This window comes from Lutibacter maritimus (assembly GCF_900116115.1).
GTDB classification, from domain to species: Bacteria; Bacteroidota; Bacteroidia; order Flavobacteriales; family Flavobacteriaceae; genus Lutibacter; species Lutibacter maritimus.
Window position 1 is genome coordinate 171,609 of record NZ_FOZP01000003.1, and the last position, 17,431, is coordinate 189,039.

Below are 17,431 nucleotides of genomic sequence, written 5' to 3' on the forward strand. Positions count from 1 at the left end.
AATTATGGATTTTACTTACGTTATATTAATACCACTAATTCCTCTAGCTGCTTTTTTGTTGCTTGGAATTTTTAATCAAAAAATAAAACCAGCTGTTTCTGGATATATTGGTGTTGCAGGATTATCTACTTCCGCAGCCTTGTCCTTTTATACCGCTTATCAATACTTTTTTGAAGTTGGAAAGGTAGATGGAGTTTATCAAACATTTGTTGAAAAAACAACGTGGATTAATTTTACCGACACCTTAGCCATAGATATGGGTATTTTAATTGATCCTATTTCTGTAATGATGTTAATTGTTGTTTCAATCATTTCATTAATGGTTCATATTTATAGTAGAGGTTATATGAAAGGTGATGATGGTTACACCCGATTTTTTGCCTTTTTAGGTTTATTCTCCTTCTCAATGTTTGGCTTAGTTTTGGCAACAAATCTCTTTCAAATCTACATTTTTTGGGAATTAGTTGGAGTTTCATCGTTTTTATTAATAGGATATTATTATACAAAACCATCAGCAGTTTCTGCTGCAAAAAAAGCATTTATTGTAACGCGTTTTGCCGATTTAGGTTTCCTAATTGGAATTTTAATTATCAGTTATTACACAGGAACCTTCGATTTTGAAACTTTAAACAATCCTGAAGGAAGTGCTATTTTAAGTTGGGCATCTACCTCATTTATGGGATTATCAGTAATTACTTGGGCATTAATTCTGATTTTTATTGGTGGTGCAGGTAAATCTGCAATGTTTCCTTTACATATTTGGTTACCTGATGCAATGGAAGGTCCAACACCAGTTTCTGCTTTAATTCACGCAGCAACTATGGTTGTTGCAGGTGTTTATTTAGTGGCACGACTTTTTCCAATGTATTATTTTGTTGAAGATGGTTTTGCCTTAAATATAGTAGCTTATGTGGGTGCATTTTCTTCATTATTCGCAGCAATCATAGCTATTACTCAAACCGATATAAAAAGAGTTTTGGCATTTTCAACAATGTCACAATTAGGATATATGATGTTGGCTTTAGGTGTTTCTGGATATGATGGTCACGAAGGTGTTGGTTATATGGCATCTATGTTCCATTTATTTACGCACGCAATGTTTAAAGCCTTATTATTCTTAGGTGCAGGTTCTGTAATTCATGCTGTTCATAGTAATTATTTAAAAGATATGGGTGGTTTACGTAAGTATATGCCTATAACAAATATTACCTTTTTAATTGCTGCTTTGGCAATTTCAGGAGTGTTTCCATTATCAGGATTTTGGAGTAAAGATGAAATTTTAGTTGCCGCCTTTGAGCACAATAAATTAATTTACGGTGTAGGAATTTTTGTAGCTGGATTAACTGCTTTTTATATGTTCAGATTGTACTTCGGTATTTTTTGGGGAAAAGATACACAATACAAACATGCACCACATGAATCACATATTTCAATGACATTTCCTTTAATGGTGCTGGCATTGATAAGCATTTTTGGTGGATTTATTCCTTTCAGTGAATTAATTACTGCTGATAGAGTTGGATTTGAAGCGCATATAAATATTCCTTTAGCAATTGTTGCAACTGTTGTAGGTTTAACAGGAATTGGTTTAGCGTATGTTTTCTACAAAAAAGAAAATGATTTAGCAGATAGATTTTCAAATGCCTTTGGAGTTTTTTACAAATGGACGTTTAATAAATTTTATTTTGATGAAATTTATTTATTCGTTACAAAAAATATAATTTTTAATAGAATCGCTACACCTATTGCTTGGTTCGATAAAAAATTTGTTGACGGAACTATGGAAGGCATCGGAAATAAAACAGTGGTAATTTCTAAAAAAATTAAAGGAATTCAGTCAGGAAAGGTACAAGATTACGCTTTTGGTTTTATAGCTGGTGTAGTGGTTTTAGCATTGGTTTTTATTTATTTATGGACAAACTAACAAATTAATATGGATATTTTAACACTCTTTGTCATAATTCCAGTTTTAACAATTGTGGCCTTAGTTTTCACAAAAGGTTTAAAACAGGCACGTTTGGTTTCAATGGTTGGAAGTATTATTCAACTAGGAATGGCAATAAATTTAGTTTTCGCTTATTTCAAAGAAAGAGCTATCAATAAGGAAATAATGGTTTTTACCAAAGATTATGTTTGGTTTGAACAATTTAATATCCATTATACAATTGGTGTAGATGGAATTTCAGTTGCCTTATTACTTTTAACGGCTATTATAGTTTTAGCTGGTGTTTTCATTTCTTGGAAAATTGCTGATTTACCAAAAGAATTTTTTATATCACTATTAGTATTAGCATCAGGGGTATATGGTTTCTTTATTTCATTAGATTTATTTACAATGTTCGTTTTTTATGAAATCGCTGTAATTCCAATGTATTTATTAATAGGAATTTGGGGATCAGGTCCAAAAGAATATTCAGCAATGAAATTAACGTTAATGTTAATGGGTGCCTCAGCAGTTTTATTAGTTGGAGTTTTAGGAATCTACTTTAATTCTAATGCAGATGGAGGTACTTTAACCTTTAATATTTTAGAAATAGCACAAGTAAATATTCCTTTTGAAGCTCAAAAATTATTTTTTCCTTTAACTTTTGTTGGTTTCGCTGTATTAGGAGCTTTATTCCCATTTCATACTTGGTCACCTGATGGTCATGCTTCTGCACCAACAGCAGTTTCTATGCTTCACGCAGGTGTTTTAATGAAATTAGGTGGATATGGTATTTTTAGAATTGCTATGTTTTTATTACCTGCAGGAGCAATGCATTGGTCTTGGTTCTTTATTATTTTAGCCGCCATTGGTGTAGTTTACGGTGCATTTGGAGCTATTAGACAAACTGATTTAAAATATATTAACGCATACGCATCTGTTAGTCACTTAGGTTTAGTGTTGTTTGCGTTACTAACACTTAATAAAATAGCTTGGAACGGAGCAATACTTCAATCCTTATCACATGGGTTGTTAACTGCCTTATTTTTCGCCTTAATTGGAATGATTTATGGGAGAACACACACCAGAGATATTAGCAAACTGGGAGGTATGATGAAAATTTTGCCTTTTATAGGTGCTATTTATGTAATTACTGGTTTAGCATATTTAGGATTGCCTGGTTTTAGTGGCTTTGTTGCAGAGATGAATATTTTTGTTGGTGCTTTTCAAAATCCAGATAAGTTTCAAAGAATTTTAACTGTTTTGGTAGTATCTTCAATTGTTATTACAGCAGTTTATATTCTTAGATTAGTTGGGAAAATTATGATGGGACCATTGGTTACAAATGATTGTGAAAATTTACCAAAAGCAACTTGGTACGAAAAAACTGGTATTTTATTATTACTTATTCCAATTATAGGAATGGGTGTTGCACCACTTTGGTTGAGTGATATGTTATTAGAAAGTATTCAACCGTTTATTCAAGGAGTATTATAAAAATTAAAACAGATAACTAAAATGAATTTTAGTAACTTTTTATTAATGAGACAAGAAATTTTACTGTTAACAATTACATTATTGTTATTGGTTAGTGAAATTTTTATAAGCAAATCCAAAAAAAGTAGCTTGGTACATTTGGCTATATTTTTGTTTGGAATTCATACTGCAGTTGGATTTTTTCATATTGATGAATGCAGTATTTTTGGAGGATCTTTTCAAACAAATAATTTAATTCATTTCTTTAAAAATGTATTAAACATTGGTGTATTTATTTTATTATTACAATCTGCCGATTGGATTGAAGAAAAAATAGTGGGCGAAAACAGAGGTACAGAATTTTTTATTTTACTATTCTCATCGTTATTAGGAATGTATTTTATGATTTCTGCAGGTGATTTCTTAATGTTTTACATTGGTTTAGAGTTATCAACTTTACCTATTGCAGCTTTAGCAGCCTATGAAACTACCAAAAGAATTTCCAGTGAAGCTGGTATTAAATTAATACTTTCTGCAGCATTGGCTTCGGGAGTTTCATTGTTTGGTATTTCATTTTTATACGCAACATCAGGCTCTATATTTTTTCATGATATTATTGAAGTTATTGTTTCTAACAACTTAACAATTTTAGGATTCATCTTATTTTTTGCAGGTTTATCATTTAAAATATCATTGGTTCCATTTCATTTTTGGACCGCAGATGTTTATGAAGGGGCGCCAATTAGCGTGTCTTCATATTTATCAGTAATTTCAAAAGGAGCTGCAGTTTTTATTTTAATGATTTTAATGTTCACTATATTTAAACCATTAATACACGTTTGGGAAAACCTGGTATATGTTGTTGCTTTAGCTACCATGTTTATTGGTAACTTATTTGCTTTACGTCAACAAAATATGAAACGCTTTTTAGCATTTTCATCCATTGCACAAGCTGGTTTTATTTTATTAGGTTTAATAACCGGAACACAATTAGGAACTGCAACTATTGTATACTTTGTAATGATTTATATTTTCTCAAATTTAGCTGCTTTTGGAGTTGTACAAGCAATTTCATTAAAAACTGGTAAAGAAAATATGGACGATTATAATGGCTTGTACAGAACAAATCCAAACTTAAGTTTGGTAATGATGTTAGCCTTATTTTCATTAGCTGGAATACCGCCAGTTGCAGGGTTTTTTGGTAAGTTTTTCTTATTTACTGCAGCAGCAAGTAAAGGCTACTATTTATTAGTATTTTTAGCTGTAGTAAACGTAACCATCTCTTTATATTATTATCTTTTAGTTGTAAGAGCTATGTTTATCAGAAAAAATGAAAATCCTATTCCGTTTTTTAAGAATAAATTATATATGAAATTGGGTTTACTAATTACCGTAATTGGTATTTTAGCATTAGGACTATATAGTCCGTTGTATGATTATATTTATGAATTAAGCGCTGCTTTTAATTAAGATATTATGGGTTTAGATGGAAAACATTCTTTTGGAAGTATTGGTGAAACAAGAGTTACTTTTGTTGAAAAAAATACCGATGAAAACAGAAAAGACTTTTTAAAGAAATTATTAGAGCACAATGGTTTTGAGGTTATAATTGAAGAAGAAAAACGCAAAACGGAAGAAGATCCCCAATTATACACTGTTGCTGTAACTGACATGGTTTTTAATCCAACAATTTGGGTTTTTGAACGTAAATTAAAAACTTTTGATGGCCATAAGGTAACGCAAGATTATTGGAATCAGGTTTCTGAAAATACCAATCCACATTACTGGAACTACGCCAATTAAGTAAAAATATTTCTAAACGTCAAGTTAATTCTTGGCGTTTTTACTTTGGTTGTTTTAGGTAAACTATGCAACCATTTTTCTTGTGTTTCACCTTTCATAAGTATTAAACTACCAGATTGTAAAATTATATCAACTTTTTGCTTTGTTATTATATGTTTGAATGAAAATTTTCTTTCAGCGCCTAAACTTAATGAAGCAATTACAGGGTTTTCACCTAATTCTTTTTCATTATCCTGATGCCAACCCATTCCTTCATTTCCATTATGATATAAATTCAACAAGCATGAGTTAAATTTTTCTCCAGTTTTTAATTCAATTAAATCTTTTAGCGCAAGTAATTCTGGAGTCCACGCAAGTGCATTTTTTATGGTACTTGAATACGAATATTGATACTTTAAATCTCCAAACCAAGCAACTTTACGTGCAGTTATAATTCGTTTACCGAACATAACCAACTCATCTTGTTCCCAAAAATTAGCATTAAAAAAAGTAGTAAAATAATAAGCACATTCTTCATTATTTAATACCAAATCATAATCTAAAACTTCGCCATCAAAAGGCAAAATATTATGAATAGGATTGGTATTAAATAAATCCATTTATAAATTTTAAATAGTTCCTAATATTTTATCCATCACCCAACTTGTATGAAGCCCAGACTCACCCATTGAAGGATGCTCAGCATCGTTCAATAAAAAATCTCTCATTGCTTCTATATGAAAATATTGAACATTTTCAGGATGGCCAATCATTAAACTTTTATTTTTTAATGCACTTTCCAACACAATTGGAACATTATCAAAAATTGAAAACTGTATTGTTCCTTTACTCCCATAAATTTTTACAATATCTTCATTTAAATTACAACCAAAATTCCAACTTCCTGACCCAGTTACTCCATTTTTATGTACCCAACAAGCTGTAATTGCATCTTTTGCAGAATATAAACCTTGTTGATTTAAACTAATGCCCTTTGCCTCTTTGATGTTTCCTAAATAATAAGTAAATAAATCAAGTCCGTGACTCGCTAAATCATCAAAATAACCACCTGGAGCAACTTTAATATCTGTTCGCCAATTGTATTCTTTTGATAAATCTTGTTTACTTGTAGTTTTACTTAAATGCCAGTTAATATGCCTAATTTCACCAATAGCACCTTCATCAATCCATTTTTTAATTTGTTTAAATCTAGGTTGTGTTCGTCTATAATACGCAACAAATAGCGGAGTATTTGTTTTATTAAAAGCATTAAAAATTTCTAAACTATTAGCATAACTTGGTGCCAAAGGTTTTTCAATACAGCATGGTTTTCCAACAGCAGCAACCTTTAAACCATAAAATTTATGAGTATCTGGAGGTGTTGCAATATAAACTGCATCAATTTCTGTGTCATTTATTAAATCATCAGCGTTTGTGTAGTATTTTTTTACTTGATGACGTGTAGCATAATCTTTTGCTTTTTCTTTATCACGGCGCATAACAGCAGCTAAAGAAAAACCTTCAATTTTATAATACGGCGGACCGCTTTTAATTTCGGTAACATCACCACAACCAATTATTCCCCAACGTATTAACTTACATGTTTTACTTGTATTATACATATTTTCAGTTATTTTTAACTAAAATTAAAAGTTAAAAATACGAAGTTTTGAAATTATGACACTACAATAAAAAAAATTAGCATAAATTTTAGACAAATAAAAAATCTTCTTCAACAATAAAATCATATAAAATATGATCTATTATTTGTTGGGTTTCGTTAGGAAAATCTAATTCAATTTTTTGATTGCTTTCAATCCACATTTTAATTTTAGGAATATATTTCTTTTTTAAAGAGTTTAAAACAGGTACATTCAGCTCTTCTAATGCGCGAGCATTAAAATGCTGTTCGTATTGATTTTTCATTGGAATTATCATTAATTTTTTCTGTAAATAAATAGCTTCTGCTGGAGTTTCAAAACCGGCTCCACACAAAATTCCTTTACATGAAGCCAAACTTTTTTCAAATTTTTCGCTATCTATTGGTCTTACATATACATTTTTAACTTGGTAATATTTTTTGGCATTTTTTGAAAAAACCTTCCACTTTATATCTTTAATTTCAGAAAGCACTTCAATAATTTTTTTATCAGAATATGATGGTAAATACACTGTGTAGTGGTCTTTTTCAATTCTTTTTAATGTTCTTATAGCATTTCTTATAATTGGAGTATATATGTTATCATTGTATTTTTTAAAATGGAAACCATAGTTTATACTGCATTTTGCATATTTTTTTAAAATAAATTTTCCAATTAAATCTGTATGAGTTGGTTTTGGAACATTAGGAGTATACAATGCGCTTTGATGACTTAATGAAATACTTTTTACTCCTTTTAAATTACAAGCCATTGCTGTAATTGGTTCAAAATCATTAATTACTAAATCATAATTTTCAACAGGACAATTTTTTACTTCTTTTAAAACACTTAAAATTGAATTTCTTTTTATGGTTTTTATAAAATCTATTCCTCCTTTTTTACCAAAATAAAAACTTAATCCTTTATAAACATATTTAATTGGATGCGGAATAGAAACTTCAGCCTGAGTGCCACTCACTAAAACATCTACCTGAGCTCTATTTAACAAAGCTGGTATTATTTCTTTTGCTCTGCTTAAATGTCCATTTCCAGTACCTTGTACTGCGTATAATATTTTCATTATATTTTAAAATTAAAATCGGCTAATAATTGTCCAAATATTTCTTCTGTAGTTTGATCTATTATATCAATACTCGTTTCAGTTTCTAGTGTATTTTTTTCTAAATCATCATCATTATAACTATATAAATTCCATTGTTTGTTATAATATTCTAAAGCCGTTAAATTCTCAATCCAATCACCAGAATTTAAGTACATAACTTTACCTTTATTATTTTCAATTTCTTTAATAATTGGTTGATGTATATGACCACAAATCACAAAATCAAACTTATTTTCAATGGCTATATTGGTGGCTGTTTCTTCAAAATTATTGATAAATTTTACAGCTGATTTTACGCTATCTTTTATTTTTTTTGACAATGAAATTTTTCCTTTTCCAAAAAAGTTACTTATAAAATTTACACCTCTATTAATTAATATAAGGCTATCATAGCCTATGGCTCCTAACTTTGCTAACCATTTTGAATGTTGCATGGTAACATCAAAAACATCACCGTGAAAAAACCAGGCTTTTTTTCCATCCAACTCTAAAACAACTTTATTTTTAATAGAAAACGAACCTAATTTAAAGTCTGTAAATTTCCGAAGCATTTCATCATGATTTCCCGGAATGTAATACACTTCTTTTTCTTCAGAAATTAATTTAAAAATATACTTAATAACTTTCATGTGAGATTTTGGCCAATAGCGTTTGCTAAATTGCCAGATATCAATAATATCTCCATTAAGAATAAGCGTTTGTGGATTAATACTTTTTAAATAGCTTAATAACTCTTTTGCGTGGCAACCGTACGTACCTAAGTGTATATCAGAAATAACGACAATATCAATATTTCTTTTCGTTTTTTGGGAATTCACCTAATTAAATTTCATTCAAAAAATGAATATTTTACATAGGTACAATTACAGAAACATCTGTTATTTAAAAGTTTAGAGAATATTATATGTAGGTTAAAATTTATACTACTTTTTTACCAACATACATTAGTTTATTGCCTTTTTCTATAGTATCATCATTTAATAATGAAGAGATAATATGAATTACACCTTTATTGTCTTTAATAAACACTGGAATAGCATGGGTTTCGAAGTTGATTTCTTTTAGTAATTTTTTATAATTTTCTTTAGAAGAAATCTCGATTTCATTTATAAAAGGATAATCTCTAACTACTTCACTTAAATTTATATAATCGTTATTGTGAGTAAACAGATTTACATCAGGTTTGTGTTCTCCTGCTAACATTTCTTCCGTAGAAATTAACCTAAAAGCTCCTCGTTCTCCATAATTTTCAGAAAACCGTTCTAAAACAAATCTATTTACAGATGCACTTGCTGTTAATGCTAATAAATAACCCACATCATTTAATTCAATATTATCAATTAAATCATCAGAATACACATTACCTTCAATAGCTTCTAAACCCAAAGCTCTTGCTTTTTCAATACTTTTTGGGTTGCTATCAATTAACACTACACGTCTACCATTATCTTTTAAATATGATCCAATTAATCTTGAAAAACTAGAGGCACCCGCAATTAAAATACCATCGGATGATTTTAAAAACACACCTGAAAATTTTGCAAATAATCTGGCGGTAGTTGCATTCAGCACTACTGTACCTAATACAATCATAAAAACTAAAGGAGTAATATATTGCGCTCCTGGCTCACCTTGCATTGTTAATTTAAGTCCAAATAATGAAGCAATACCAGCTGCTACAATTCCTCTGGGGCCAACCCAACTAATAAATATTTTTTCATTTGTTTTTAGTCCAGAATTAATAGTACTTAAAAAAACACCCAAGGGTCTTAAAATTAAAATAACTACAGCAAAAAGTATTAAAGACTCCCAATTATATAATAAAAATAAATCGCTAATATTAATATTAGCAGAAAGCAAAATAAACAAGATTGAAATTAACAATACGCTTATAGATTCTTTAAAATATAAGATATCTTTTAATTCTTTTGCTTTTTTGTTACCTAAAACCATTCCCATAATTACCACTGATAATAAACCTGATTCGTGGGCAAAAAAGTCTGATAACACAAAAACAAACAATACACTTGCTAATGTTGCTACGTTTAATAAATAATGTGGTATTAATCTATTTTTTATTCCATAAAAAAGTCCATAAGCAAATGTAAAGCCAATAGAAATTCCAATAATTACTATTTTCCCAAATTCAACTAAAGCTTCTTTTGTGTATTCATAACCAGAACCAACACTAATAAACTCAAAAACTAGTACTGCAACTAATGCTCCAATAGGATCTATTAATATGCTCTCCCATTTTAATACTGTTGAAATATCCTTTTTTAAAGGAATGTTTCTAAGAATTGGCGCAATAACAGTAGGGCCCGTAACAATAATTAATGCAGAAAATAAAAATGAAATATCCCAACTTAGGTAAAAAATGTAGTGTGCAGCAATTCCTGCACCAATAAAAGTTATGATAGATCCTAAAGTGATTAATTTTAAAATTACAGGGCCAACATTTAAAATTTCTTCTTTTTTTAAAGTTAAACCACCTTCAAAAAGTATAATTCCAATAGCAAGTGATACAAAATTAAATAAACGTTCTCCTGGAAATAAACCTTCTGTTCCATTCCAAACAGGCTCTAACCATTTCGTGCCATCATCTGAAACTAAAGTTGATAAAGGACCAACTATTAAACCTATTAAAATTAAAGGTAAAATTGCTGGCATTTTAAATCGCCATGCAAACCACTGCGCTATAATACCTAAAATAATAATTCCTGCTAACTCTAACATAAATAGTATTAAAATTCAGGTCGAATATAACTAAAAATTACCAATTACTATATGGGTTCTTAGATAAAACCGAATTATAATATTTTAATTCGCCAGTAACTTCCTTTCCTAGCCACTTTGGCTTTTCAAAAATAAAATGTTCATTTGGCAATTCTATTTCTGCAATTAATAATCCTGTATTTTCACCCACAAATTCATCAACTTCAAAAAACAAATTATCATTTGTGGGAATAATGTGTCTGATTTTCTCAATTATTGAAGGCTCGCATATTGCTAATAATTCTTCAGCTTCTTTTAGTGTTATTTCTTTTTCCCATTCAAAGCGTGATGTTCCTGTTTGATTTGATACCCCTTTAACAGTAATAAATCCTGATGTATCTTTTATACGAATGCGTACCGTTCGCTCTGGAGCTGAAGACAGAAACCCTTGTGCAATTTTATAACTTTTTATAGCAAATTTTTTATAATCACCCTTCACCAAAAACTTTCTTTCAATTTCAATATTCATAAAAAATTATTTGAATTTTAATTCCCACGAAATACCTAATGAATACACCCAAAAGAAATTTCCTGGATCAAAACTTATTTCTTGATGCGATATTCCAAATTGAGTTCCCCAAGCATTCTGTTTACTTTTAGAAGTAAAATAATATCCGAAATTTATTTTTTGAGATTCTAGTTTAATAATCTCATCTTCATTTCCTTCAAAATTAAATCGGTACAATTCTGGTGAAAATCCAATTCCAGCTGCAATGCTAAAATAATTATCGGCATCACTGCTATATTTTCTATAATTTAATGTTCCTGATGTACTTGTTCCAGAATCTCCAGGTGTAAAATATGGCCTAAAGGACCAATAACTATTACCTGTATACCAACCTATTGAACCTGTATAAATATTGGTTGTTGAAGTATATTTTAATGATCTCATTCCTAATGAAATTTCAAAACTATGAGGTAAAGATTGATGTAATTCTGCACCAAAACGAACATCTGGATATAAATAAGAATTTGAAAACCCAATGTTTAAATATGCATATAACCCTTTTGCTATTTTTGGATATAAATCTACTTCAAACTGAGCGCCATTATCATTAAATCTTCTGCTAAAATTTCCTTTTGCTATAATACTTCCATATTTGGTTTGTCGTTTATATTTTAAGGTATAAAATTGCATTGGATCAAAAACTTCTGAATACAAATCAACAGAAGAACTAATACCAATTGCATTAAAGCGAAGCGATTGATTTAGGCTTTCTTTAAACTCGGTAGCTTCTTTATTATTTGGATTTTTATTTAAAATTTCTTGTACAGTTTTTAATGCGTCTTCTGGGTTTTGTGAATTTTCTTCGGCCTTTGCTTTTACCAATAAAATTTCTTCACTATTAGGAAAATATTCTAATGCCTGATTTGCCATTTCTAACGCACTAAAAGGTGCTTCAGACCATAATTCATTATTAATTGCCGCCACCCAAGTGGTTTCGTTTTTAGGATCTTTTTCTAAAACATACTGAAATTCCTTTTTAGCCAATTTATAATTTCCGTCCCATGAATAGGTACTTGCTAAAAATGAACGAATATCATGGTAATTAGGATATTTTTTTAGCAACATTATTAACGAATCTTGTGCTTGTTTTCTAGCGCCATTAAATGCTAATTTTCTGGCAGTTTCAAAAGTTACATCTGGGTCTCCGTTAAATTCTTTTTGTTGTGCAAAAACAGCAGTGCCAACTAAAAAAAATACTACTAATAGTTGTTGTTTTAGTTTCATTTTAGGGTTTGTTTAAAAGCTTTATATTCAACATTATCTGGATATATTTTTAACAAACTATCCATTAATGTATTTGATTTTTTTAAATTGTCTAATCTTTGATATGCTTTCGCTAATTTAAAACTCAAATCGCCATTTTCAATATTATTTTTAAATGCTTTTTTAGCTATTTCAATTGATTTTTGATCTTGATCAGACCACCAATATAAATCCATTAATGCTAAATAGCAATCGTAATAGTAAGGTACACGTTTAATTACATTTAGCAATTCTATCTCTGCTTCTTTGTATTTTCCTTCCCAAGCAAATGTTCGTCCTTTTAAAGTTCGTGCATCTGCATGGTTAGGATATTCATTTAAAATATAATTGCAAAGCAATTGTGCCTTCTTAAAATCTTTATTAAAAGCGGTTTTTTGAGCTAACTCAAAAATTTGATCAAATGTTAAACCTTTTGTTGATGTTTCAATAATTTTTAATTCCTCTTCAGAAAATTCTATTCCAGGATTCATATAAATATTATTTTCTTCAGGATAAATTCTATTTTTTAAAGTTGTGTATGCATTTAACTTTTTAAAGGCTTGTAATGAATCTGAAATTGTATTTAACAATTCTCGTTCAACAACTTTAATGGTTCCAAAATTTTCATTTATTTTATACAAACTACCATCTGAATATAAATAATCTTTATAAATATAATCGTTTATGTTGCCTTTATAGCGCATTAAAGGTATTTTATGAATATTTCTGAATTGCGCTGCAGTATCTAAACCTTTACTAATCCAAGGTACATTATCCAATTTTATAAAATTATAATTATGCATTAAAAGCGATAAAACGCTTGGTGTTACATTAAAATGTGAAGAAATAGATTTAAACTTTTTAGGTGCTTTTACCATTGGACTATAAATGTAAAATGGCACATGAAAACGACATAATTTATCCTTTTGAACTATTGGAATTAACCTATGATCTCCTGTAATAATAAATACTGTATTATCAAAATCTGGTCGTTTTTTGTATTCAGTAATAAAACCTTTAATAGAAGCATCTGTATATAATAAACTGGCAAAAATATCGGAGTACGATTTAATTTCAGTACTTAAATCTGAACTCATATTTTTTGCCGAAATAATACTGTCCACTTTTGTTAGATAAGCATTTTTATTTGGAAAAGAAAAAGGTTCATGGTTAGAAATAGTCATAATAATATCTAATCTTGGTTCAGCTTTTGTATCAAGAACAGAGACTACTTTTCTGAAAATTTCCGAATCTGGATAACCCCACGAAAAACCACCTTCATTAGCTTCTGTTTTGGTGAAATTTTCTCCAAATTTATCTTCATCAATTACTTCATCAATTCCATTAAATTCTAAAAAATTGATTTTTCTATCAAAACTAGATTTATCTCCAGAATAAAACGAAGTTGTATATCCATTTGCTTTTAAAATACTTATTAATGACAAATGCGATGGCAATTTTTGCTGTTCTAAAAATCCCTGTTGCGCAAATGGTAAAGAACCTAAAATTGATGGCAACACTCCAAAAGTTCTTCCGGTTGTACTTACAAAGTTTTCCCAATATAATGATTCATCTATTAATGAATCTAAAAAAGGTGTAAATCCACCATAGGCATTATTTCCAACAAATTCAGCACCTAAACCTTCAACAATTATAAAAACTATGTTTGGTTTGCTTTCTTTTAAATTTAATAATGGGCCAAGTACATTTTCAGCGTTTGCAGTAGATTTTAGAAAAGGGAAATCAGTTCTGCCATCTAAATTATAAGAATTCATTTCTCTTTTTTCTTGCTGAAATTTTAAAATATCAGAAACTAAATAATTTAGTTTGTTTTGATTTTCTGTTTCAGAAGTTTGAGAAAAAACTAATTTTCCGGCTCCAAAAAACACAATAGTGATTACTGAAACTGCTATTAATGATCTTTCTGAAAATAGTTTTTTAAAAGCGATATTTAATGCAAAAAAGCATCCAATAAAAATTAAATATGGCACAAAATAACCAATAGAAAATTCTACTGAAGAAGAAACTGTTGTAGTAATATCACTATAAGAATACCCCAATAAATCGGCTCCTAAATTAATTAAGGTTGTTAAGCTATAATTAACCAGCGTAAATTGACCAACAATTATAATTGTAAAAATAGCTTGAATAAAAATTGTAGCTGTTTTTTTGTGAAAATAAGCTATTAAAAAAAATAATGGTAACAGCAATATACTAATTAGTAATCCAGTCCAAAAATCATTTAATAATTTAAAAATTAAGGTTGAACCAACAGAAATATCGGTATTTTTTAAAGTTAATTGGTATACTTCAAAAAAACTAATAACCCAAAAAGTAGCTATTAAAGCTAAAGCCAAATAACCTAATTTATAAATTTCTTTAAACTGAGTTTTTATTTTCATATTAGTTTATTTCTATATAATTTTTTTTGATAAACCTTTGCGTTTCATTTCTCCCCATTTTTTCTTTTTATTAAAGTAATAATCGTAATTTCCTTTAATTGCGGCATATAAAATTACCGGATGTAAAATAAAAGGTTCTAATAATGTTACAAAAATTAACTTAAAACCTGTTCCTTTCTTTTTATATTGATGAAAAGTTAACTCTTCAGAAAAAATAGCAATAATTGTAAATATAACTGAAAACAAATATGCAAGTAAAAAAAATGCAAATGCATATTCCCATTTTACATTTTTTAAAGCTATTAAAATGATAAAATAAATTATACCAATTACTTCTATTACTGGCGCTAATCTTTCATAAAAAAACCAGTATGGAAAACTTAACATTCCCAATAAATTATATTTTGGATTAAAACCAATTTTTCTGTGCTTTCTTAAAGTTTCAATGGTGCCGCGTGTCCATCTATTCCTTTGAGAAATTAAAATTTTATAATTGTCTGGGGCTTCAGTCCAACACAAGGGATCTGGTATATACGCTACTTTATACTTTACATTTTTCTCTTCCATATACCGTCTCATCCGTACAATAATTTCCATGTCTTCACCAACAGTATTAGTGTCGTACCCTCCAACTTCTATTGCAGTTTTTTTCTCAAACATTCCAAAAGCACCTGAAATAACTAACAATCCATTTAATCTGCTCCAAGCCATTCTTCCCAATAAAAACGATCTTAAATATTCTAATATTTGAGCAATTTCAATCCATTTATTTGGCAAGTTAACATCTAATAACTTTCCTTCTTTAATAGTACAGGCATTGGCAATTCTGATAACTCCTCCTGATGCAATTACTTTAACATTGGTAACTTCTAAAAAAGGTTTTATCATTTTTTGTAACGAATCTTCTAACAACAAACAATCTACATCTATACAAGCACAATATTGACTGTTAGAAATGTTTAAACCAAAGTTTAAAGCATCGGCTTTTCCACCATTTTCTTTATCAACAACTATTAATTTTTCAAAAGCAGGATTTGTAGATTTAAAAATTCCGGCTCTTAATGGTTTTGTTGGTATTTGTTCATTTATTAAGTAGTTAACTTTTTCTAAATCGTAGGCTTCAATTAATAGCTCTAAACTATTGTCTTTACTTCCATCGTTTACAATTATTACATCATAATTTACGTAATGACTTGAAAGTAATGACCTTACATTTTCAATAATGTTTAAACTTTCGTTATAGGCAGGCGCAATAATTGAAATGGAAGGAGAAACGGTTGAGGAAAGTATTTCGTTATAATTAACAAAACTGTTTTTTTTCATATATTGATTTGACTCAATTCCAGAAATAATAGCTAAAATTATGTATGATACGATTACAGAAAATGCATATATAAAAAATAAGGTATGAATTATTAATAATATTATTTGTACGGTACTGCTATCCATAATTAAACAACTTCTAAAAAATTAAAAATTCTACTATTATCAAATTCGGTAGCATTTTGCTTTAATTCATGTAACTTTTCAATATGATTCTTTTTTAATAATTGAAATGCTAAAAACCTTATTTGAAAATTAGGATTTAGCGTATTTTCAATAATAAAAGCCTCATCATCAGCAGTTACAATATCTTGTAGAATTTTAAAAAACGTTATTTTTTCTTCACTGCTTCTATCTAAAAAATTTGATTTTACAATTTCTTTTGTTTCTTTTACTTGAAAGTATCCTAAAATTTCAATTGCACTAACTCTAATTTCTTTATTTTTATGATTTAATAATTGTAATAAAATTTCAATTACTTGAAACTGATTGTAAATTTTTGCTAATTTTAATGCAAATAATACTACCGAATCATTTTCTGATTTTAACCAAGGAGAAATGTCTGTAATTTCCTGATCATCAAATTTTTGAAGAATTTCTAATAGCTGTATTTGATTCCATTCAGAAATAGGTGTTTTTAAATTATCCAGGAATTCCAATCCTTTAAAATGAAATAAACTTACATAATATAGTTGTACTTGATTTCTAACTTCTTGCTTAGGATAATTTTGAAATTTACTAATTTCATTATAAACATTTGTAATTTCAAACTGTGTAAGCTCTTTAATACCAAGTGCAATTTGATTCCATTTTTTGCTTTCTAATTTTTTTAAAGCATAATTTAAAAGTCCTGTTTTAATAAATAATTGATTAATAGCTAATGCCATTTCACCCGAAATATCACTTTTTAATTTTGATAAAACTGAAATTAAAATAGTTCGCTTAAACGTATTTTGTATTGACACTTTCATTTTATCAATAATTGTTTGCTGCTCACTATTTATTTGCGAAGTATTTTCACCTAAATACAAATAAGTGATTAAATCATTTTCATATTGAGTAAATAGATTTTTAGAAATAAGTTCTTTGCTTCTTAAATAAGTTCTTAAATAATATAGGTAAAATAGAAAAAATAAAATTAGTATAAATAACACAACCGAACCAATCCAAACAATTTTTAGCAACGTTGGAAGTTGGTTAAAATATTCTAAAATATTTTGGTTGTTAAACATAAAA

The 17,431-nt window shown here is 28.6% G+C and carries 14 protein-coding genes; 4 read left to right on the forward strand and 10 right to left on the reverse strand.

Going from position 1 to position 17,431, the window contains the following annotated elements:
* Positions 1 to 4: 4 nt before the first annotated feature.
* The 4 genes from nuoL to BM335_RS06315 are packed head-to-tail and all read left to right on the forward strand — an operon-like array spanning position 5 to position 5,203.
* Positions 5 to 1,924, forward strand: coding sequence for an NADH-quinone oxidoreductase subunit L (gene nuoL, locus BM335_RS06300; RefSeq protein ID WP_090224413.1), 1,920 nt, complete (start codon positions 5 to 7; stop codon positions 1,922 to 1,924).
* A 9-nt stretch (positions 1,925 to 1,933) separates the two neighbouring features.
* Positions 1,934 to 3,421, forward strand: coding sequence for a complex I subunit 4 family protein (locus tag BM335_RS06305; protein ID WP_090224416.1), 1,488 nt, complete (start codon positions 1,934 to 1,936; stop codon positions 3,419 to 3,421).
* Positions 3,422 to 3,466: 45 nt separating this feature from the next.
* Complete coding sequence (locus tag BM335_RS06310; RefSeq protein WP_245780620.1) at positions 3,467 to 4,870, forward strand: NADH-quinone oxidoreductase subunit N; 1,404 nt, start codon at positions 3,467 to 3,469, stop codon at positions 4,868 to 4,870.
* A gap of 6 nt (positions 4,871 to 4,876) precedes the next feature.
* The gene (locus BM335_RS06315) at positions 4,877 to 5,203 is read left to right on the forward strand and encodes a hypothetical protein (protein ID WP_090224420.1); all 327 of its coding nucleotides are present in this window, start codon (positions 4,877 to 4,879) and stop codon (positions 5,201 to 5,203) included.
* Here the strand turns inward: BM335_RS06315 and BM335_RS06320 are convergent.
* The 10 genes from BM335_RS06320 to BM335_RS06365 all read right to left on the reverse strand — a co-directional run bounded on the left by BM335_RS06320 (position 5,200) and on the right by BM335_RS06365 (position 17,427).
* Positions 5,200 to 5,802: an alpha-ketoglutarate-dependent dioxygenase AlkB family protein gene (locus BM335_RS06320; RefSeq protein WP_090224422.1), complete on the reverse strand. Its 603-nt coding sequence runs from the start codon at positions 5,800 to 5,802 to the stop codon at positions 5,200 to 5,202. The two genes, BM335_RS06315 and BM335_RS06320, sit on opposite strands and share 4 nt — an antisense overlap.
* Before the next feature lie 9 nt (positions 5,803 to 5,811).
* Positions 5,812 to 6,804 carry a Gfo/Idh/MocA family protein gene (locus BM335_RS06325; RefSeq protein WP_090224424.1) on the reverse strand — a complete coding sequence of 331 codons (993 nt, stop codon included), beginning with the start codon at positions 6,802 to 6,804 and terminating at the stop codon, positions 5,812 to 5,814.
* Between the two features lie 88 nt (positions 6,805 to 6,892).
* A complete protein-coding gene (locus BM335_RS06330; RefSeq protein ID WP_090224427.1) occupies positions 6,893 to 7,903 on the reverse strand; it encodes a glycosyltransferase family protein in 1,011 nt (336 codons plus the stop codon).
* Positions 7,903 to 8,763 carry a UDP-2,3-diacylglucosamine diphosphatase gene (locus tag BM335_RS06335; RefSeq protein WP_090224429.1) on the reverse strand — a complete coding sequence of 287 codons (861 nt, stop codon included), beginning with the start codon at positions 8,761 to 8,763 and terminating at the stop codon, positions 7,903 to 7,905. Before BM335_RS06335 ends, BM335_RS06330 begins: the two co-directional genes overlap by 1 nt.
* A gap of 100 nt (positions 8,764 to 8,863) precedes the next feature.
* Positions 8,864 to 10,681, reverse strand: coding sequence for a cation:proton antiporter (locus BM335_RS06340; RefSeq protein WP_090224431.1), 1,818 nt, complete (start codon positions 10,679 to 10,681; stop codon positions 8,864 to 8,866).
* Between the two features lie 37 nt (positions 10,682 to 10,718).
* The gene (locus tag BM335_RS06345) at positions 10,719 to 11,189 is read right to left on the reverse strand and encodes a CYTH domain-containing protein (RefSeq protein ID WP_090224433.1); all 471 of its coding nucleotides are present in this window, start codon (positions 11,187 to 11,189) and stop codon (positions 10,719 to 10,721) included.
* A gap of 6 nt (positions 11,190 to 11,195) precedes the next feature.
* Complete coding sequence (locus tag BM335_RS06350) at positions 11,196 to 12,452, reverse strand: YaiO family outer membrane beta-barrel protein (protein ID WP_090224435.1); 1,257 nt, start codon at positions 12,450 to 12,452, stop codon at positions 11,196 to 11,198.
* Complete coding sequence (locus BM335_RS06355) at positions 12,449 to 14,872, reverse strand: LTA synthase family protein (RefSeq protein WP_090224437.1); 2,424 nt, start codon at positions 14,870 to 14,872, stop codon at positions 12,449 to 12,451. The genes BM335_RS06350 and BM335_RS06355 overlap by 4 nt, the downstream gene beginning before the upstream one ends.
* 12 nt (positions 14,873 to 14,884) lie before the next feature.
* On the reverse strand, positions 14,885 to 16,321 hold the full coding sequence (locus BM335_RS06360) for a glycosyltransferase family 2 protein (protein WP_090224440.1): 1,437 nt from the start codon (positions 16,319 to 16,321) through the stop codon (positions 14,885 to 14,887).
* A 2-nt stretch (positions 16,322 to 16,323) separates the two neighbouring features.
* On the reverse strand, positions 16,324 to 17,427 hold the full coding sequence (locus BM335_RS06365; protein ID WP_090224442.1) for a HEAT repeat domain-containing protein: 1,104 nt from the start codon (positions 17,425 to 17,427) through the stop codon (positions 16,324 to 16,326).
* Between the last annotated feature and the right edge of the window lie 4 nt (positions 17,428 to 17,431).